The organism is Roseomonas sp. WA12, assembly GCF_054165765.1.
This window is the reverse complement of sequence record NZ_JBSTUI010000002.1, coordinates 713,712-731,044: the sequence shown is the minus strand read 5'-3', so window position 1 is coordinate 731,044 and position 17,333 is coordinate 713,712. Positions and strand designations below refer to the sequence as shown.

13 protein-coding genes and 2 pseudogenes are annotated in these 17,333 nt (G+C 65.9%); 10 read left to right on the top strand and 5 right to left on the bottom strand.

Features of this window, described 5'->3' with window-relative positions; all coding sequences use genetic code 11:
• On the bottom strand, positions 1-1,648 hold a 1,648-nt coding region (gene cydD, locus ACVBD7_RS25895; protein ID WP_458098348.1), incomplete at its 3' end, for a thiol reductant ABC exporter subunit CydD.
• Positions 1,649-1,786: 138 nt separating this feature from the next.
• On the opposite strand from cydD, the gene ACVBD7_RS25890 reads away from it, so the two are divergent.
• The 5 genes from ACVBD7_RS25890 (at position 1,787) to hemN (ending at position 6,906) form a co-directional block, all read left to right on the top strand.
• Positions 1,787-3,358 (top strand): cytochrome ubiquinol oxidase subunit I, encoded by a 1,572-nt coding sequence (locus tag ACVBD7_RS25890; protein ID WP_458098347.1) that lies wholly within the window; start codon positions 1,787-1,789, stop codon positions 3,356-3,358.
• 14 nt (positions 3,359-3,372) lie between these two features.
• Positions 3,373-4,521: a cytochrome d ubiquinol oxidase subunit II gene (cydB, locus tag ACVBD7_RS25885; RefSeq protein WP_458098346.1), complete on the top strand. Its 1,149-nt coding sequence runs from the start codon at positions 3,373-3,375 to the stop codon at positions 4,519-4,521.
• Between the two features lie 16 nt (positions 4,522-4,537).
• The gene (gene cydX / locus ACVBD7_RS25880; protein ID WP_257718981.1) at positions 4,538-4,654 is read left to right on the top strand and encodes a cytochrome bd-I oxidase subunit CydX; all 117 of its coding nucleotides are present in this window, start codon (positions 4,538-4,540) and stop codon (positions 4,652-4,654) included.
• Between the two features lie 141 nt (positions 4,655-4,795).
• Positions 4,796-5,470 (top strand): Crp/Fnr family transcriptional regulator, encoded by a 675-nt coding sequence (locus ACVBD7_RS25875; RefSeq protein WP_458098345.1) that lies wholly within the window; start codon positions 4,796-4,798, stop codon positions 5,468-5,470.
• Between the two features lie 74 nt (positions 5,471-5,544).
• A complete protein-coding gene (hemN, locus tag ACVBD7_RS25870) occupies positions 5,545-6,906 on the top strand; it encodes an oxygen-independent coproporphyrinogen III oxidase (protein ID WP_458098344.1) in 1,362 nt (453 codons plus the stop codon).
• Positions 6,907-7,219: 313 nt separating this feature from the next.
• Here the strand turns inward: hemN and ACVBD7_RS25865 are convergent, their stop codons facing one another.
• Positions 7,220-9,655: a diguanylate cyclase gene (locus ACVBD7_RS25865; protein WP_458098343.1), complete on the bottom strand. Its 2,436-nt coding sequence runs from the start codon at positions 9,653-9,655 to the stop codon at positions 7,220-7,222.
• A 492-nt stretch (positions 9,656-10,147) separates the two neighbouring features.
• A pseudogene (locus ACVBD7_RS25860) lies at positions 10,148-10,258 on the bottom strand (IS6 family transposase); the annotation flags it as partial.
• On the opposite strand from ACVBD7_RS25860, the gene ACVBD7_RS25855 reads away from it, so the two are divergent.
• The 3 genes from ACVBD7_RS25855 to ACVBD7_RS25845 all read left to right on the top strand — a co-directional run bounded on the left by ACVBD7_RS25855 (position 10,236) and on the right by ACVBD7_RS25845 (position 13,249).
• Positions 10,236-10,415 (top strand): hypothetical protein, encoded by a 180-nt coding sequence (locus ACVBD7_RS25855; protein WP_458098399.1) that lies wholly within the window; start codon positions 10,236-10,238, stop codon positions 10,413-10,415. The pseudogene ACVBD7_RS25860 and the gene ACVBD7_RS25855 sit on opposite strands and share 23 nt — an antisense overlap.
• A 149-nt stretch (positions 10,416-10,564) precedes the next feature.
• Positions 10,565-12,223: a hypothetical protein gene (locus ACVBD7_RS25850; protein ID WP_458098342.1), complete on the top strand. Its 1,659-nt coding sequence runs from the start codon at positions 10,565-10,567 to the stop codon at positions 12,221-12,223.
• A gap of 12 nt (positions 12,224-12,235) precedes the next feature.
• Positions 12,236-13,249 carry a TAXI family TRAP transporter solute-binding subunit gene (locus tag ACVBD7_RS25845; RefSeq protein ID WP_458098341.1) on the top strand — a complete coding sequence of 338 codons (1,014 nt, stop codon included), beginning with the start codon at positions 12,236-12,238 and terminating at the stop codon, positions 13,247-13,249.
• Between the two features lie 9 nt (positions 13,250-13,258).
• On the opposite strand, the gene ACVBD7_RS25840 is transcribed toward ACVBD7_RS25845, so the two are convergent.
• Positions 13,259-13,438 (bottom strand): hypothetical protein, encoded by a 180-nt coding sequence (locus tag ACVBD7_RS25840; protein ID WP_458098340.1) that lies wholly within the window; start codon positions 13,436-13,438, stop codon positions 13,259-13,261.
• Here ACVBD7_RS25840 and ACVBD7_RS25835 point away from each other — a divergent pair.
• A pseudogene (locus tag ACVBD7_RS25835) lies at positions 13,422-14,018 on the top strand (IS6 family transposase); the annotation flags it as partial. The gene ACVBD7_RS25840 and the pseudogene ACVBD7_RS25835 sit on opposite strands and share 17 nt — an antisense overlap.
• 184 nt (positions 14,019-14,202) lie before the next feature.
• Here the strand turns inward: ACVBD7_RS25835 and ACVBD7_RS25830 are convergent.
• Positions 14,203-14,787, bottom strand: a complete 585-nt coding sequence (locus tag ACVBD7_RS25830; RefSeq protein ID WP_458098339.1) for a glutathione binding-like protein — start codon at positions 14,785-14,787, stop codon at positions 14,203-14,205.
• An 898-nt stretch (positions 14,788-15,685) separates the two neighbouring features.
• Between ACVBD7_RS25830 and ACVBD7_RS25825 the strand changes: the two genes are divergently transcribed.
• The gene (locus ACVBD7_RS25825; RefSeq protein WP_458098338.1) at positions 15,686-17,215 is read left to right on the top strand and encodes an nSTAND3 domain-containing NTPase; all 1,530 of its coding nucleotides are present in this window, start codon (positions 15,686-15,688) and stop codon (positions 17,213-17,215) included.
• The last annotated feature ends 118 nt before the right edge of the window (positions 17,216-17,333 follow it).

The window sequence follows — 17,333 nt, the reverse complement described above, 5'->3', positions numbered from 1 at the left end:
TGACGCGGTCGGCCATCGCGGCCAGCCGCTCGGAATGGGTGGCGATGATTGTGGTGCGGCTCCTTGCACCCTCACGGATCACCCCAATCAGCGCCGCTTCCGCCGCCTCGTCGAGATGAGCGGTCGGTTCGTCCAGCAGCAGGATTGGCGCGTCCTTCAGCAGGGCACGGGCCAGGGCGACGCGGCGGCGCTCACCGCCCGACAGACCGCCTCCGCGCTCGTTCACCAGGGCGTCCATCCCGCTAGGCCGCGCGCGTAACACGGCATCCAGCCCGGCTTGGGCGGCTGCCCGCGCGAGTTCCCCCACCGGCGCGTCCCTGCGGGAAAGCGCGATGTTGTCGGCGATGCTGCCGGGCATGATCAGCGGCGCCTGCCCCAGCCAGGCGATGGAGGGCGCGAAGGAACCGGCCTCCGACAGCGCAAGGCCGTCGACCAGCACGTCGCCCCCACTCAGCGGCGCCAGGCCGAGCAGGACGTTCAGAAGGCTCGTCTTGCCCGAGCCGCTGGGCCCGAGAAGAGCCACCATCTCGCCCGGGGCAACATCCAGCCAGAAGCCCTCCACTGCTGCGCGGTCTTCGCCGGGGTAGCGGATGGCTACGCCCTGAAAGCGGATGGCAGGGGATTGGGAGATGAGCCGGGCGGCGCCCGCCGGCACACGCGCCATGGCCTCCAGGGCCCCCAGCCGGTCCGCGGCGGTCTCGGCGGCCTGCTTGTCATGGTAGGCGGCGGCCAGGCGCCGCATCGGAGCGTAGAATTCGGGCGCCAGGGCCAGCACAAAGAATGCACACGATAGGTCCAGCGTCTCCGGCGCTGGGAAGGGCAGTAGGCCCAGCAGGCTGAAACCGGCATAGGCGGCCACGAGCGCCACCGAGAGCGCCGCGAAGAACTCCAGCGCGCCGGAGGACAGGAAGGCAACACGCAGCACGCTCAAAGTACGGCGGCGCAGCTCGTCGGCCGCCCCGGCCAGCCGCGCGGTCTCCGTCTCCTCGGCCTGGAAGGCGAGGACCGTGGGAAGGCTTCGCACGCGGTCTGCGAAGAGGGCAGAAAGACGGGACAGAGCGCTGAACTGCCGCTGCGCGCCGTCCGCCGCTGCCCCGCCTGCCAAGGCGAGCGCCAGGACGAAGGGAATGAAGGTGAAGGCCAGGATGCCCGCACTGAACGGGCTAGCGATGGCCGTGGCGCCCAGGACCAGGAAGGGCACCAGCGCCGCAGCCCGACGTGCTGGCAGAAACCGGGCAATGTAGCCGTCCAGAGCCTCGACCTCGTCAACGGCAGAGGTCATCAGGCTGCCCACGGGAGGCCTCTCCCCGGCGGGAATGGCCAGGCTGGCCACCACCACGCGGCGGCGTAGCGCCGCCTTGGCCAGGCTGGCGGCCTCGCCGCCCGCGCGTAGGGAGAGGCTGCTGAACACCCCGCGCCCGGTAGCTGCTACCACGCCAAGCGCCAGCATGGGCCAGGCCGCGCCCACTCCCTGCCCGTGGGAGGTCAGCCCACCCGCCAGCGCGGCTGCGAAGCCGATGGCGGCTACGCCGTCGAGGCACAGGAGGCCGGTGGCCGCGCTGTTCCAACGGCCGCCGGGGCGAGTGGCCTCCAAGAGCCAGGCCGTGCGGCTGGCCTTGTGTTGATTGTCCGGCGAGAGGTTCGACATGCCCCTTCTTCGCCCGGGCGTTCCTTCGCTTCGTTGATCGAGATCAAAGCGCCACAAATGGCGCTGTGGCTTCTGGAGCCATCCCCGGGCCGAGCCGCACCCGCGATGTGCGGCGGCCCGGATGGGCGGAGCAAACCAATGGACCCCGGTGTCGTCGACCTGTCGCGGCTGCAATTTGCGCTGACCGCGCTGTACCACTTCCTCTTCGTGCCGCTGACCCTCGGCCTTTCCTTCATGCTTGTCATCATGGAGAGCGTGTACGTGATGACCGGGCGCCCGATCTGGCGCCAGATCACCCAGTTCTGGGGCCTCATCTTCGGCATCAACTTCGTGCTGGGTGTCGCCACCGGGCTGACCATGGAATTCCAGTTCGGCACGAACTGGTCCTACTTCTCCCACTACGTGGGCGACATCTTCGGCGCGCCGCTGGCCATCGAGGGCCTGATGGCCTTCTTCCTGGAGGCCACCTTCGTCGGACTGATGTTCTTCGGATGGGAGAGGCTTTCCAAGCACGGCCACCTCTTCGCGACCTTCATGGTGGCGCTGGGCACGAACCTCTCCGCGCTCTGGATCCTGATCGCCAACGGCTGGATGCAGAACCCCGTAGGCGCAGCGTTCAACCCGGACACGATGCGCATGGAGGTGACCGACTTCGCCGCTGTGCTGTTCAATCCGATTGCGCAGGCGAAGTCCGTCCACACCGTTTCGGCGGGCTACGTCATCGCTTCCGTGCTCGTGCTGGGCATCTCCGCATTGTATTTGCTGCAGGGCAGGTGGCAGGGCTTCGCGCGCCGCTCCATGACGGTGGCGGCCGCATTCGGCCTTGCTGCCTCTCTCTCCGTCGTCGTGCTGGGCGACGAGAGCGGCTACGCCTTGACCGACAACCAGAAGATGAAGCTCGCCGCCATCGAGGCCGCCTGGCACACCGAGGCAGCGCCCGCCGGGCTGACGCTGTTCGGCCTACCCAACAGCACGACACGCGAGACCGAATACGCCGTGAACATCCCCTGGGTGCTCGGCGTCATCGCCACCCGCAGCCTCGACAAGCAAGTGACGGGCATGTCGGAGCTGGTGCTGCTCGCGCAGGAACGCATCGAGAGCGGCCGGATTGCCTTCGGCGCGCTGGAAGCCCTGAAGGCCGATCCACAGGACGCCGCCGCTCGTGAGGTCTTCGCCCGTCACGGCCGTGACCTCGGCTACGGGCTGCTGCTGACCCGCTACGTCGCCGACCCCCGGAACGCCACGCCGGAGCAGATTCAGCAGGCGGCATGGGACACCGTCCCGAATGTGCCCCTGATGTTCTGGAGCTTCCGCATCATGGCCTCAATTGGCTTCGCCATGATCGCGCTCTTCGCCACAGCTTTCCTGCTCTGTAGCCTGCGCAGATTTGACCAACGCTGGTTCCTGCGCCTGGCCGTCCTCGCCATCCCCCTTCCATGGATCGCGACAGAGCTGGGCTGGGTGCTGGCGGAAATGGGCCGCCAGCCCTGGGCGATCGAGGGCGTGCTGCCGACCTTTCTCGGCGTCTCTTCGCTCAGCCGCACCGAGCTCTGGCTGACGCTGGCGGGCTTCACCCTCGTCTACGGCGTGCTCGCGGTGATCGAGGTAGGGCTGATCGTCCGCACTGTGAAGAAGGGCCCCTTCGCCGGGCACGAGGATCCCAACCCTGTCCCCGGTCCGCTGCCCGCCAGCGCCGCGATGGCCGGCTAGAGAGGAGAAAGGTCATGGATCTCGCATACGACTACGCCACCCTCAGGGTGGTCTGGTGGGGCCTGATGGGTTTGCTGCTCATCGGCTTCGCCCTTACCGACGGATGGGATCTCGGCGTCGCGGCCATGCTGCCCTTCGTCGGCAAAACCGATCTGGAGCGGCGGATGGTGATCAACGCCATCGGCCCGACCTGGGAGGGAAACCAGGTTTGGTTTATCCTCGGCGGCGGCGCGATCTTCGCCGCCTGGCCTTTTGTTTACGCCGTCAGCTTCTCCGGCTTCTACCTCGCCATGTTCGTGGTGCTGGCCTCGCTGATACTGCGCCCGGTAGGCTTCAAGTACCGTTCCAAGAAGCCCGATCCGGCTTGGCGCACGCGCTGGGACTGGGCTCTGTTCGTCGGCGGCTTCGTGCCTTCCCTCGTTTTCGGCGTGGCGGTGGGCAACGTCCTCCAGGGCGTGCCCTTTCGGCTGGATGGCAACCTGCGCGCCTTCTACGAGGGGAGCTTCTTCGGTCTCTTCACGCCCTTCAGCCTGCTCTGCGGCCTGCTCTCGGTATCGATGGTCGTGCTGCACGGCGCGGCCTTCCTCTCGGTGCGGATCGAGCGCGGGCCGGTGCTTGATCGTGCCAGGCGCTTCGGCACCTGGGCGGCGCTCGCCTCCCTGGCGCTGTTCGCGCTGGGCTGGGCATACGTGGCCTGGGGCGGGATCGGCTTCCGGATCACCAGCGCCATCGATCAAGTTGGCCCTTCCAACCCGCTGCGCACCACCTCCGTGCAGGAGGCAGGAGCCTGGCTGGCGAACTACAGGGCTCATCCCTGGATGATGATCGCCCCCGCTTTAGGCCTCCTGGGCGCGGCCCTTGCCCTGCTGGGCATACGGGCGAAGTGGGAGGTTCCAGCCTTCACGGGCTCGGCCCTCTCGGGGTTTGGCATCATCGCGACCGTTGGCCTGTCAATGTTCCCCTACATCCTGCCCAGCTCCATCGACCCGACCTCCAGCCTGACCGTCTGGAACGCCTCCTCCTCGCAGAGGACGCTGTTCATCATGGTCGTCGTGACCGTCGTCCTCCTGCCCCTCGTCCTCACCTACACCGCCTGGGTCTACAGGGTCCTCTGGGGCCGGGTGACCACCGAGGATGTGGGTCGCAACCCCCACTTCTACTGAGAGAGGGATCCCCGCCATGTGGTATTTCGCCTGGGTCCTCGGCCTCGGTCTGGCCGTCGCCTTCGGGGTGCTGAACGGTATCTGGCACGAGTTCCACCTGCCCACCGACGACCGGGATCACCCAGCCGCCTGACCCCGTCGCCGCGCCGCCTGCTATTCCGGCGGCGCGACCCCTCCATCCTGTCAGAGCGATCCCCTTCCCGGGCCGGGCAACCTATACTCGCAGCCTGTCACGGGGAGGGTCGTCGCCATCACCCAGGTCTGTTCCGACTGCATGGTTCGCGATCGCACGCTCTGCGGCAGCCTCACCGACAACGAGCTGGCCAGCCTCAACCGCCTGGGCCGGAAGCGACACCTGGCGCGTGGCGAGACCCTCGCCTGGGCCGGGGACGAGGCCGTGCTCTGTGCCAACCTCCTCTCCGGTGTGCTGAAGCTCAGCGCCTCCACTGCGGACGGGCGGGAGCAGATCGTCGGCTTGCTCTACCCCTCCGACTTCGTCGGCCGGCCCTTCGCGCAGGAGGTGGAGCATAGCGTCACAGCGCTGACCGACGCCGAGCTATGCGTCTTCCCGCGCAAGCCCTTCGAGGATGTGCTGGAGAACCACGTCCGCATGGAGCGCCTTCTGTTACGCCGCACCCTCGCCGCGCTCGACGAGGCCCGGGCACGTATGCTGATGCTCGGTCGCAAGACGGCCGAGGAGAAGGTGGCGAGCTTCCTGCTCGACATGGCCGGGCACCTCGCGGGACGGGCCCTCCGCTCCACGGACGAAGTCACCTTCGACCTGCCCCTGACTCGCATGCAGATCGCCGATGTCCTCGGGCTGACCATCGAGACGGTCAGCCGCCAGATGACGAAGCTCAAGCGAGAAGGACTGATCAATCTGCCCTCCGGCCGCACGGTGACGATCCGGAACCGCGGGAGCCTGCAGGACCGCACCGAGGCGGCCTGAGCCTCGCCACCGCGTCCAGCGGGCTTTGACCCTGATCAAGGCTGGGCTCCCGGGCTCAAGGCGAGGATGACGGCATGACGAACCAGGCCGCCCCTTTGTCCCGCACCATGCTCGCGCTCGCTGAGGCTCGAGTGCCGCGCTACACCAGCTACCCCACCGCGGCACAGTTCGGCCCGGTGAACGAGGCCACCTATCGCGGCTGGCTTCGCGAGGGGGTCCGTCCGTCCGACCCCCTGTCCCTCTACGTCCACGTTCCTTTCTGCCGCGATCTCTGCTGGTACTGCGCCTGCCACGCCAGGCCCACGCGCTCGGCGGAGCGGGTGCGCGATTATGCCGCCGCCCTGCACACTGAGGCTGCGCTGCTGGCAGCTGCCCTGCCTGCCCATGCCGGGGTCTCCCACCTGCATCTCGGCGGTGGCACGCCCTCCATCCTCGGCCCGGACGGGCTGCGGGATCTGATCGGTGTCCTGCGCCGCGAGTTCACCATCCGCCCAGGCGCCGAGATCGCGATCGAGTTGGACCCGCGCGTGCTTGACGAGGTGACGGCGGAGGCACTCGGCGAGCTCGGCTTCACCCGGGCCAGCCTCGGTGTGCAGGACATCGACCCGGCCGTGCAGGCCCGCATCGGCCGCCCGCAGCCCGCGGCCTTGGTGGAATTGTCGTTCGAACGCCTGCGCCGGGCCGGGATAGGCGGCATCAACATCGACCTGATGTACGGGCTGCCCACCCAGACCGCCGCGCATGCGGCGGCCAGCGCGCGCTTTGCAGCCGGGCTCGGCGCCGACCGCCTGGCGGTGTTCGGCTTCGCCCACGTCCCGTTGATGAAGCCGCACCAGAAGGTCATCAACACCTCCACCCTGCCCGATGCCGTGGCACGGCTTGAGCAAGCCGAGGCCGCCGAAGAGGTGCTGGCTGGCATGGGTTACGTGGCGCTCGGCCTGCACCACTTTGCGCGGCCGGGCGACCCGCTGGCCCGGGCGGCCGCAGCGGGTCGGCTGCGGCGTAACTTCCAGGGCTACACGACGGATGAGGCCCCGGTGCTTCTCGGCCTCGGCGCTTCCTCCATCGGCAGCCTGCCGGGCGGCCACGCCGGGAACGCGGTGGACGAGAGGCGCTACGCCGAGGCCGTCATGTCAGGGCACCTGCCCGTGGTGCGGGGTATCGCCGTCACCGAGGAGGACAGGCTCCGCGCCCGACTGATCGAACGGCTAATGTGTGACTTCTCGCTGGACATGAGCGTCACGGATCCGATGGTACAGCATGTCCTGCGGCAGGCGCTCGTCCGGATGGCACCCCTGGAACGGGCGGGGCTGGTGCGGCGGGATGCTGGACGCCTGCGCGTCAACCCGGAGGGCCGCCGCTTCGTGCGGCAGGTCGCGGCCTGCTTCGACGTGCACCAGTACTCATTGGCTGGCCAGCGAACCGCAAAACCGTGACCAGACCACAGTGACACGTGCATGCACGTTGTGACAAAGCTCTTCGCTAAAGAAGCTTTCGCTCGCTGGATTAAGGAAGTGATCGACACGCGCCAGTACTAGGGAGCGGCTGGTCACCTGAGCTGGCTGGGGACGCCGCTCGAAGATCCACTCGGCGATTACCCGCTTTGCAGGTCGGCCTTCCTGCCCGGCAGGTGTCGAGCAGGAATGCGCCGTTGACGTTCATCAGTACCGGCAACAGCATTCAAACATCGCGAAGAAGGTGCTCGTGCTTCGTTAACGAACAACCACTGACGCGGTGGTGAACTCGGCATCACGCGTTCTGGACCGACGTCCGGCGGCGCTGCTCAATGCGACTTATGGCAAGCGCGGCCAAGTCCTTGAGCACCTCTTCCTGGAGCACATCCAGGCCTGTGCGCGGCTTCCGGTCGATCAGACAAAGCATCCCAAGCCGATGGTCCGTTCCAGGAGCCGTAAGCGGCGCTCCGGCATAGAAGCGGACGCCCGTCGCTCCGGTCACCAGCGGGTTAGCTGCGAAACGCGCATCCGCCGCAGCGTCCGGTACAATGAAGAGGTCGTCGCTGGAGTGCAGGGCATGAGCACAGAAGGAAGTGTCGCGAGATGTCTCCTGAGCCTCCAGGCCGACTCTCGAAACGAAGGTCTGATGATCCCGTCCGACGAGCGAGAGGAGGGCAACAGGGACATCAAACATCCGCGCGGCCAGGCGCGTGATACGGTCGAGCTCGGGGTCGTCCGGTTGCAGGGCGCCGGATGTCTCGTATGCATGGAGCACGGCGAGCCGCGCCTCCTCGTTCGCATGCGCCGGAGCCGGTTGTGCAGGCGGGGGCACCGCGGCCGCGAGGATGACCCGGTTGCGCCCCTTGCTCTTGGCCGCGTAGAGCGCACTGTCAGCCGCGGCCACCAAGGCCTCTGCACCGAAGTCGAGGTCGACCCTGGGCGTGATGCCCGCGACGCCGGTGCTCGCCGTCACGACGCGTAAGGGAGGGTTTCCTTGATGCGGAATCTGCTTGGCTTCCAGGGCGGCCCGTAGCGCCTCCGCTATGTCCATCGCACCAGCAGTGGTCGTATTCGGCAGCAACAAGGCGAGTTCCTCGCCACCGTAGCGAGCTGCCAGGTCGGCAGGCCGCCGCGCCGCGGACTTCGCCACCTCAGCGACGGCTCTCAGGCAGCTATCGCCTCCCTGGTGTCCATAGGTGTCGTTGAAGACCTTGAACCGGTCGATATCAAGCAGGAGGAGGCAGAGCGGCTCCCCACTCCTCACGGCCCGTCTCCATTCCTTCTCAAGGGTCTCGTCGAAGACGCGCCGGTTTGCGAGGCCGGTCAGTCCGTCCTGGGTTGCGAGGATTGCCATTTTCTCCTCGCTTCGGCGCCGTTCCGTCACGTCTCGAGTCACGGCCACGACGCCGTTGCGCTCACCACTTTCCGGGTCGTGCGTCACTCGAACCGAGCTCTCCAGCCAGACCTCCTGCCCGTTTGGCCCGACGGCACGGTAGGTCACCGTCACCTCCTGCGCCTCGCCCGCACTTAGTCGGGCGATCGCTGCCTGCATGCCGGGCCGATCCTGGGTATGGACATCCTCATCGGCCGGGCGACCCACGAGTTCGGAGGGGGCACGGCCGAGCAGACGCTCCGCTGCCGGAGAGACATAACGACGAATGCCGTCCAGTCCGATGCGCGTGACCATGTCGCTGGAATTTTCAGCCAGCAGGCGGAAGTTTGCCTCACTGTCAGTCAATGCTCGCTCAGCGCTGTGACGTCGCTGAGCGTGGCGCGCGAGCCGCAATCCCAGGACAGCCAAAAGACCCGCCAGGATGAGAGCGACGGCAAGACGGACCGCAACCTCACGATACCACGGCGCGAGAGCTTCCCGCTCGCTTACCGCTGCGGCGATGACGATCGGGTAACGGCTCGCCCTCTGGTAGGACGTGCGCCGCACCACACCGTCGAATGGAGAGGTGACACGATAGCTGCCCACGTCGGAGCTTGGGAGCCAGAACTGGAAGAGCTGCTGATCGGCAAAGCTCTGACCGGCCTGGCTCTCGCTGAATGGCTGGCGAGCGAGGAGGACCCCGTCGGTGCGGAACAGCGCTGCGGCGCCTTGGTCGCCCAAATTGAAGCCCGCGAAGTACCGCGCGAAATACGTGGCATCGATTGTCGCAAGCGCCACGCCTGCGAAGCGGCCATCGCCAGCCTCTAACCGCCGCGAAATCGTTACGATCCAGGCGTTCCGGCTGCGGCTGCGGACGAGGGGGCCGACAAATGGGCCGAGGTCCGCGCTCTGCCGGTGATGCCGGAAATAATCCCGATCGGCATTGTTCATGCTGTTCGGTGTCTGAGGTAGCGAACTGGCCAGCCATCGCCCATCCGCGTCATAGACGAAGAACGCCGTGGCTCCTGGTGGGCGGGTCGCTTCACCTCGCAATAGCCTGTTGAGCCGGTCCAGGGCAGCAGAACCCTTGCCGTCTGTGTTCACTCGCTCGGCCAACTCGCCAAGGACAGTGTCAGCCCGATCCAGCATGTCTTCGGTGTGCTGGACCAAGCTTCTTGTTGTGTTGGTCGTTACCGCCTCGATGGTCTGGAGGCGGGCATTCCGGTCCGCCCAGATATTCCAGCCCTCAAGGCCAAGAAGGGCAGCGCATGCCACCCCAGCGTACACGGCCGAACGAAACCCGAGAGATGATAAGGCGCCATCGGAACGTGCTCTCAGCCTCCTCCTCAGGTCACGCATACCCTGCTCCCGTTACCCAAGATCGCCTGTCGATCTTTTCAGACACTAAAGCTGTTTTCGCACTGAGGTTGCAATACGATCCACCAACTCTCCTTTTGGGAGAAAGATCCCGGCGATGCTCGCCTCAGCTTTCTGACAATGTCCCTAGTGGCACACTTCCTCATCGGCTTTCTCGCCAAGTCGATTAGCCGATCCCGAAGATGAGGTGTTGCTCGGCACCGTCAACTTCTCGTCCGTGCCGCGACGAGCCTTACTCGTCGAAAGCGGGATCAACGGCCATCAAGCCCGTGCGGCGAAACTGCTCATAACGGACCAGACCTTGAAAGCGCGTGCCCGTGCGGCGCGGTACTCCCTGGCAGTGACGTGGTCGCGGCGGAGATGAAAGAGGTTGTTGATCCCTTCATGGGCGGAGAGGAGGCGCTACGCTTGGTCTGCTGACTTGTACCGCTGCATCTGCCGCTCTCGTCACCGCGTCGGCTGATGCGAGTTCTACCTACAGTTGTTCAGCCCCTTGTGCTGCAGGTGCTCGACAGAAGGCATCACGTCCTTCCTCGCGGCGCCGTAGTGCGCCAGCTTGTCGGTGCTTATAACCCGCGGTGGCAGCACGCCGGATCAGATGGTGGAGGCGGTGCGCGCGGCGGATGGGGCGGTGGTCGGCTCGTCGCTGCTCGACATTTTGGTGGGGACGCTGGATGCGGAAGGGTGCGCGACCAAAGGGAGCTTGCGCGCAATGCTGGACGGCGTGCGGGCCTTGGCTTAAGGGGGTGCGTGGCGCGCAGGGCTGAACTTCCGCTGTATTAACATGAATTAGAGGCCTTCTAGTTGCGGCATGATTAAGTTCTGCATCGGCACTCGTGACTCCCTCCGCCGTTCGATCGGTCCGCCAACCCTGTCGGATGATGAGCGCTCATGATCGCTGTCCACCCCCGACCGGAGACGCCACCCGACGCGCTTCTCGAAGAGTGGGGTGGTGAGATTTTTCGGCGAGTCCTCCTGCCGAGTGAGCGGGCCTACTCGGCCGGGATCATCGCCTTCGGCTTGCTGCACCGGGATTACGGCGTCGCGCTGATCGATCTGGCGCCGGATGAGATGCCGGATGCCGTAGCCCGCTTCCGGAGCACGTACCGGCTGCTGGACCCGGCACGGTCAGTGCCGCCGCCCGTGGTGTACCTATCCCTCTCCGTCGCGGATTTCTGGCGGCTGACCATCCTGCTTGATTCGGCTTTTGCGCTGGAAGCTTCGCCAGATGCGGGCAGCGATGACTGGGTTGGGCGAGCGCGGGCGTTGCTGCTGTGCCAGCCGGACGAGCTGCAACGGCTGGACGGGGTGGCACCGAGCCCGCCCGAGGTCGTGGCAAGCGCGCCCGAGGTGACGCCGCCGCTGCCGGTTGCCCCGGCCGCAGCGCTGGAGGTGATGGCGGAAACAAGTGAGGCTGAGAGGCCGTCTGGTGCTCGACGTCGCGCCCCCTGGTTGCTCCTGCCGCTCGTGCTTGCTGGTGCCGCCGTGCTCCTGATGCAGCCGGGGGTGCTTGGTCCGTGGTTGGCCTCGTCGGGGCCGGTTCCGGTTACCGGGTTAGATCAGGCCCCGCTCGCAAGGGCGGGCGAGGCGGAAACGGCTCCGGCCCTCATACAGACAGGGGCGGAGCAGCCCCCGCCGGAGCTTCCGGCGCAGTCCCCCGACATGGCTATGGTGGAGGCGGATGACGCTGCCCCCGGCACCGCCCCGCCCGCCTTTGTCCCGCCGCCGCCCCTGCAGTCCGGCGAGCCGACGGTCGCGCTCGCCCTTCCCCTGCCCGGCCCGATCCTGCCGCCGTCGGAGCCCTCTCCGCCTCAGTTGGTGCCAGCGCTGGCCGAGAGGCCGGCTTCGGCACCGCAGCCGGAAGCCCCGCCTGCACCGCCGGACCTAGCGCTGCGGACACCGCCCCCTTTACCTTCTCTCGCTGAGGCGCCGGTGGGTCTGCCGCCCGCCGATCCTGTCCCGCTTGCGGCGGGGCCGCCGGTGCCCTTGGCGTTATCCTGGCTGCTTGGTCCTGTGCCGACCCGTCCGCCGCTGCCGCCGGAGATGGCCAGCCTGCCGCTGCCACAGGGCCTGTCCCGGCCGGAGGCACCGCCCTTGGCCGAACCGGCCGAGGTGCCCGACGCGCCGACGGCTGGGACGGCCCCGGCTGCGCCGCTCGCGGTAGCCAACACACCGCCAGATGAGCCGTTGCGGGCCGAGGCGCCGGTTGAGCCCCCGCCGGCGCCTGTTGCGGTAGCCTCACCCGGCGTGGCACCGGAGATGCTGCAGGCGCTGGTGCGGCGCGGCCACGCCATGCTGGCCATCGGCGATGTCTCCGCTGCGCGTCTTCTCTATGAGCGTGCCGCATCCGCGGGTAGCGGCGCGGCGGCGACGGCGATGGGCCGCACCTATGATCCGGCGATCTTGGCCGGGCTCGGCGTGCGCGGGCTGCGCCCCGATCCGGTGCTTGCAGGCTCTTGGTACCGGCGGGGCGAGGCGCTGGGCGATGCGGAAGCGAAGGTTTCGCTCCAGCGGCTCCTGCCGGGAAGCCGTCAGCACGCGGCTGATTAGGGAGACGAGGACATGATGGGCAAGCCATCCACGCGGCGCGGGCTGCTGCTCGCGGGAGCGCTCGTCGCGGCATCCCGGCACGCGGGGGCGCAAGGGGCCGAGCGATGGCAGGCACCCGCCTCCTCGGGCAACGGCCTCGCCGCTATGGCGTCACGGGCGAATGCCGGGACTGTCGGTGTCGTCTCGGGTGGTGTGGACGGGACCTATGTGCGCATCGCGGCCGATCTTGCTGCGGTGCTGGACGATGGCGAGCGGCTGCGCGTGCTGCCGATGATCGGGCGCGGCTCCGTGCAGAATATCGCGGACATCATGTTCCTGCGCGGCGTCGACATCGGCATCGTGCAATCGGATGCTCTGGCCTATGTGCGCGCGCGGCGCCTGTTCCCGGGCATGGGGCAGATGATTCAGTACATCGCCAAGCTATACGACGAGGAGGTGCATGTGCTCGCGCGCGCGGAGATCTCGCGGGTGCAGGATCTCGCCGGGCAGGTGGTGAATGTGGATGGGGCGGGAAGCGGCACGGCGATGACGGCCTCGCTTCTCTTCGAGGCGTTCGGTATCGCGCCGCGCCTGACGAATGATGCGCAGGATGTCGCGCTGGAGAAGCTGCGGCGGGGCGAGATCGCTGCGCTGGTCTATGTTGCGGGGAAACCGGCGCGGCTATTTTCCGGCGTGCCGGCTGATGCCGGGCTACACTTCCTGTCGCTGCCGATGACACCCGCGCTGGTGGAAACCTACCTGCCATCGCGGCTTGGGCACGAGCAGTATCCCAACCTCGTGCCGGCCGATGCGCCGGTGGAGACGCTGGGGGTGGGTGCGGTAATGGCCGTCTATGCTTGGGCGCCGGGCACCGAGCGCTTCCGCAAGGTGACGGGCTTCGTGGACGCTTTCCGTGCGCGCTTCGACCAGTTTTTGCGCCCCCCCCGCCATCCGAAATGGCGTGAGGTGAATCTTGAGGCGCAGGTGCCGGGCTGGGTGCGTTTCAACCCGGCGCAGGAACCGCCACCCGCGCGCTATCCGAGATGAGGACGCGGTTCAGTCCACGATGAACAGCTTCGCGCCCGTCTCGGTGGAGGAGGGGTGCGGGGCATCGCCGAAGTCGGACACGGTATAGCCGGCATCGTCAATTTGGCCGACCGCCAGCTTGCTCGAGCCGCTTGCCGCCGGGTTGTCGGGTGGGATGACCGCCCCAGCTTCGTTGAGTCCCCGCGACATCGTGGTCGGCCACGAAACACTGCTGCAGTGGGGCCGCAAGTTCGGCCAAGGCTTTCGCCAAACAGATCCGATGCCGGCTGCCTCGGTTGTGCGACCAGTGGCACCTGGATGAGGTCGTCCTCAACATCAACGGCGTGACGCATTGGCGTTGGCGCACTGTCGACCAGACCGGGATGGTGCTTGACCTGCCGGTGCAGAGCCGAGGGGACTAGCTAGCTATCAGGTGGCTACTCAGGAAGCTGCTGGAGCGGCAGACACGGGCACCACGGGCCATGATCACCGCCAAGCTGGCGAGCTACGGCGCCGCGAAGAAGGATGTAATGCCTCTGTCGAGTACCGGCAGCAGAAGGAGCTGAACAACCGTGCGGTGAACTCGCATCAGCCGAGGCGACGTCGAGAGCGGGAGATGAAGCGGTTCAAGTCAGCATGCCAGGCGCGGCGCTTCCTCTCCGCCCATGACGGGATCAACAACCTCTTTCATCCCCACCGCGACCACGTCACTGCTAGGGAGCACCGCGCTGCACGGGCGCGCGCGCTTGCGGTCTGGTCCAATATCAGCAGGGGCACCGCGCCGGCTTGATCGCCACTACTCCCGCTGCCGATCACTCAACCTCGCTGCCCTAGGGCCAGCAAGCTGACGGTACCCGAACGCGGGTCGTGGAACGCGGCGTGATCAAGCCTCTAATTGCGGGCCAACGAAGCGAAGGCGAAGAGAGTCGTCGAGCAGCATGGCCGCTCCGTGCCGCTCGACGACGGGTACATTGTTAGATCAGGCCCTCGTGCGTCATCGCTTTCTGGACGGACGGCAATGCCAACATCCGCTCACGGAAGGCAGCCAACTTCGCGGGCACCTCAAGATCGTTCTTGCTAGCCCAGAGGAGCATGACGAACAGGTAGCAATCAGCAACGCTGACATCTTCGCCGAACAGGAATTCGCCCTTCATTGTCTGGGCAAGGTGGCCCATCCGCTTCAGGATCAGTTCACCCGCCTTCTTCTTCTCCTCGTCGCCAGCGCCGGCGAAGAACGGCTTGAAGCTTTTGTGGATCTCGGTCGAGATGAAGGCGAGGGCCTCGATCAGGCGAGAGTGGCCCATGGCGCCCGAGGGCCTGAGTGCCTCGTTCTGATGAGCGACCCAGTCGAGGATTGCTATGTTCTCGGTGAGGTTCTCGCCAGAGTCCAGCGTCAGCACTGGGACGTAGCCTTTAGGATTGATCGTGGTGAAGTCGGCGCCGCCCGCCGTGCGCTTCGCCTTCAGGTCCACCTTCTCGTGCTCGAAGGAAAAACCTGCCTGATGCAGGGCGATATGATCGGCCAGGCTACACGCACCGGGTGAGTAATAGAGCTTCATCGTGGTTCTCTCCCTTCGGGCCAAGCGCACCGCGCCCGGCGCGGGTTCCACCGATACTGCCAGATCAGCTCGGGCGGTAGCTGCCGACATCATTCCGAACCGGGGCTATCACCAGACGGCCCTGAAACATCTCTGGCGTTCAAGACAAACGTCTGCACCTGTTCAACGCTCACCAATGACCGTTGCTGGGTGCTGAATGTCGCTCCAGGCGAGCGGGAGCTCTCTGGGCAGGTCCGTTTTGCGCCCGTTTTTCATCTGCCAGACCAAGTCGCTTTTCTGAAAGCAGATTTAATCACCGGGGCGGCGGGCTGTGGACGACCACTGCGCCGGGCTGGGGAAAGTGGCTCTGTAATTGTCGGGTCCCTAGTTGGACCCGGTAATCGGGTCCTACAACCCGGAGCCCTGCCGAGGGGTCGTCAGGGTGGCGAGGGAGGATGCTCATCCTGCGCTCCTAACGCGTTTCTCCGTCCCGAGCCGGAGCCAAACGTCTCCGCTGCCAGGCTGGTGGAAGAGTGTCGTCGTTCGCTCAAACGTGGTGAAACTTCCGGGTTCGACATCTTGGCTTCGAAGAAGCACTAACATGCCTGTGCTTGGGGCGGAAGCCGATGGTGGATTGCATGCATAGCGTCGCATGCTCATCGCCCTACTCGCCTTGCCGGCATTCGCGCTGTTCCTGGATGAACTCAAGTCAGAGTAAGAGCGACTCAACCGCGGACCCGAGATCAAGCTCGGTTAGACCCGCCCGGGCTGCAAATGCTGAAATCCACACCCCACTAACGCTGCCCGGGAGCGTTAACGAGGCCATGTTCTTAAATCCCATAGGGCCCGAGCTACTGCCGGGGCGGCCTTCCACCGGCAGTTGTACAGCGGACCAAACTGAATAACGGGAGGGAGTTGCATGAAGGAGAGTTCCACACAATCAGTTGACGACAGTCTTTTTCGTCTGAGCGTATCTGCCAAGCAGGCCTTCGCACATCCGCAATGGCGGCGAGCGCGGCGTAACGCTCTCGAGGCACTACAAAGAGGTAGATCGGTCGTGCTGGTCGGTTTGCCGGGTACTGGCAAGACGCTCTTGCTGCGAGATCTGGCACAGAGCCTTCGAAAGGCAGGTCTGAGCGTACGATTGACCGAGCCCAGCGACCTGTTGAACAAGGCAAAGAAGCGCGAGATTTTGCTGCTGGACGAAGCCGCATCCATGCAGACGGAGCAATTGGCATGCGTCTGTAACCGAGCCGATCTTTCTATCTTGGTGGCCCTTCCAGATTTCGCCGAGCAGCTTGCCAAGCTGGATTGTGCATTTGTCGAGGTGGCGCTGGAGCCGCTACAACCGGAGGATGTGGCGCTCTACGTTGCTGCGAGCCTCGAAACGGCAAATCAGCCCACAGATTTGCTAGAGCCCGATGCTATCCAGGCTTTGGCAGACCGCTCCCAGGGACTGCTCCGCATCGTCAACGCTCTTGGCGCCGGCGCTGTGTTTCTCCGTAACATGGAGGGTGCCGCGCACGTCACTCAGCGCCATGTTGAGGAAGCTTACTTGCTGCGCCAAGGAGCGGGCGCGCAGTTGGAGCCAGCAAGTACCCCCATAGATCGGAGGACTGTCCTTTCCGGCTCGAAGATCGAGCCATCATCGTCGGATGAATTGTCAGCGGCAGCGACAGCGACACCGCGCCCCGTTCCGCGGGCCGACGCCACCGTCCAAGTTGCTCTGGCCTCATCCCTAACCAGGAGCAATGCCGCGAGCCAGCGCAGGGCCAAACTTCTGGGCTCTCTGTCGGCCGGCCTCGCGGTAGCTCTGCTCGGTGGGTTGGTACTCCAGAAAACGCCTCGGCAGGAGGGATGGGTACAACCGGACGGCAGCGATTCGACCTTGGGGCCTGCCACACCGGGCACCCTCGATACGACACAAACTCCGCCAAACGGTCCCGACCCATTGTCGGTACAAAGCCAAGGACCGTCTGCGGCTGGTGACGCCCCAACGGTATCTCCCGAAACATCGCCACCCCGGCAAGACCGTGCCATGGCTGCGCAATCCGGCTCTCGCACCCTAGGTAGCCCTGCCGAGACCCGCCCTCCCAGGAGAGCTTTGCGGACTGACGCGGAAGGTATCGTCAGCTTCCGAGGTACTGTGTTTAACGAGACAATGGGCCAAGGAGGCAGGCTCACATTGACAGTTCGTCAGGGTCCCGGGCGCACAGTCTTCATCAGCTTCGAAGCCTCAAATGGGCTTGTCGGCGCTGGCGAGCTTGCCGGCAGCTTGGCTCAGGACGGTAGGATTACAGCATCTGGAACTCTCATGATGGGGAGAAACCGCCACGAGTGTGAACTCACTGGTGTTATGACCGGCACCAGTCTCACCGGAGCGGCAACATTCCAACGCAGTGCCTCTAACACCAAAGCGCGCAGCACCTTCAACCTCATCCGCTCCTAACCTGGTCAGGCAAGTAGAGTTGGACTACTTCTGTTCAGCGCCATTTGTGTTAACTGGGCGCAGCTTGGACATGTGGCTATGTGCTCTCAGGTTGGGCGGCGGTGAGGCGGATGTCACG

Excerpts from the sequence above, each read along its gene's own strand:
- ACVBD7_RS25850 (WP_458098342.1), top strand. The coding sequence starts at position 10,565 with ATGATCGCTGTCCACCCCCGACCGGAGACGCCACCCGACGCGCTTCTC.
- ACVBD7_RS25840 (WP_458098340.1), bottom strand. The coding sequence starts at position 13,438 with ATGTCGCGGGGACTCAACGAAGCTGGGGCGGTCATCCCACCCGACAAC.
- cydB (WP_458098346.1), top strand. The coding sequence starts at position 3,373 with ATGGATCTCGCATACGACTACGCCACCCTCAGGGTGGTCTGGTGGGGC.
- ACVBD7_RS25830 (WP_458098339.1), bottom strand. The coding sequence starts at position 14,787 with ATGAAGCTCTATTACTCACCCGGTGCGTGTAGCCTGGCCGATCATATC.
- cydX (WP_257718981.1), top strand. The coding sequence starts at position 4,538 with ATGTGGTATTTCGCCTGGGTCCTCGGCCTCGGTCTGGCCGTCGCCTTC.
- hemN (WP_458098344.1), top strand. The coding sequence starts at position 5,545 with ATGACGAACCAGGCCGCCCCTTTGTCCCGCACCATGCTCGCGCTCGCT.
- ACVBD7_RS25825 (WP_458098338.1), top strand. The coding sequence starts at position 15,686 with ATGAAGGAGAGTTCCACACAATCAGTTGACGACAGTCTTTTTCGTCTG.
- ACVBD7_RS25845 (WP_458098341.1), top strand. The coding sequence starts at position 12,236 with ATGATGGGCAAGCCATCCACGCGGCGCGGGCTGCTGCTCGCGGGAGCG.
- ACVBD7_RS25865 (WP_458098343.1), bottom strand. The coding sequence starts at position 9,655 with ATGCGTGACCTGAGGAGGAGGCTGAGAGCACGTTCCGATGGCGCCTTA.
- ACVBD7_RS25890 (WP_458098347.1), top strand. The coding sequence starts at position 1,787 with ATGGACCCCGGTGTCGTCGACCTGTCGCGGCTGCAATTTGCGCTGACC.
- ACVBD7_RS25875 (WP_458098345.1), top strand. The coding sequence starts at position 4,796 with ATGGTTCGCGATCGCACGCTCTGCGGCAGCCTCACCGACAACGAGCTG.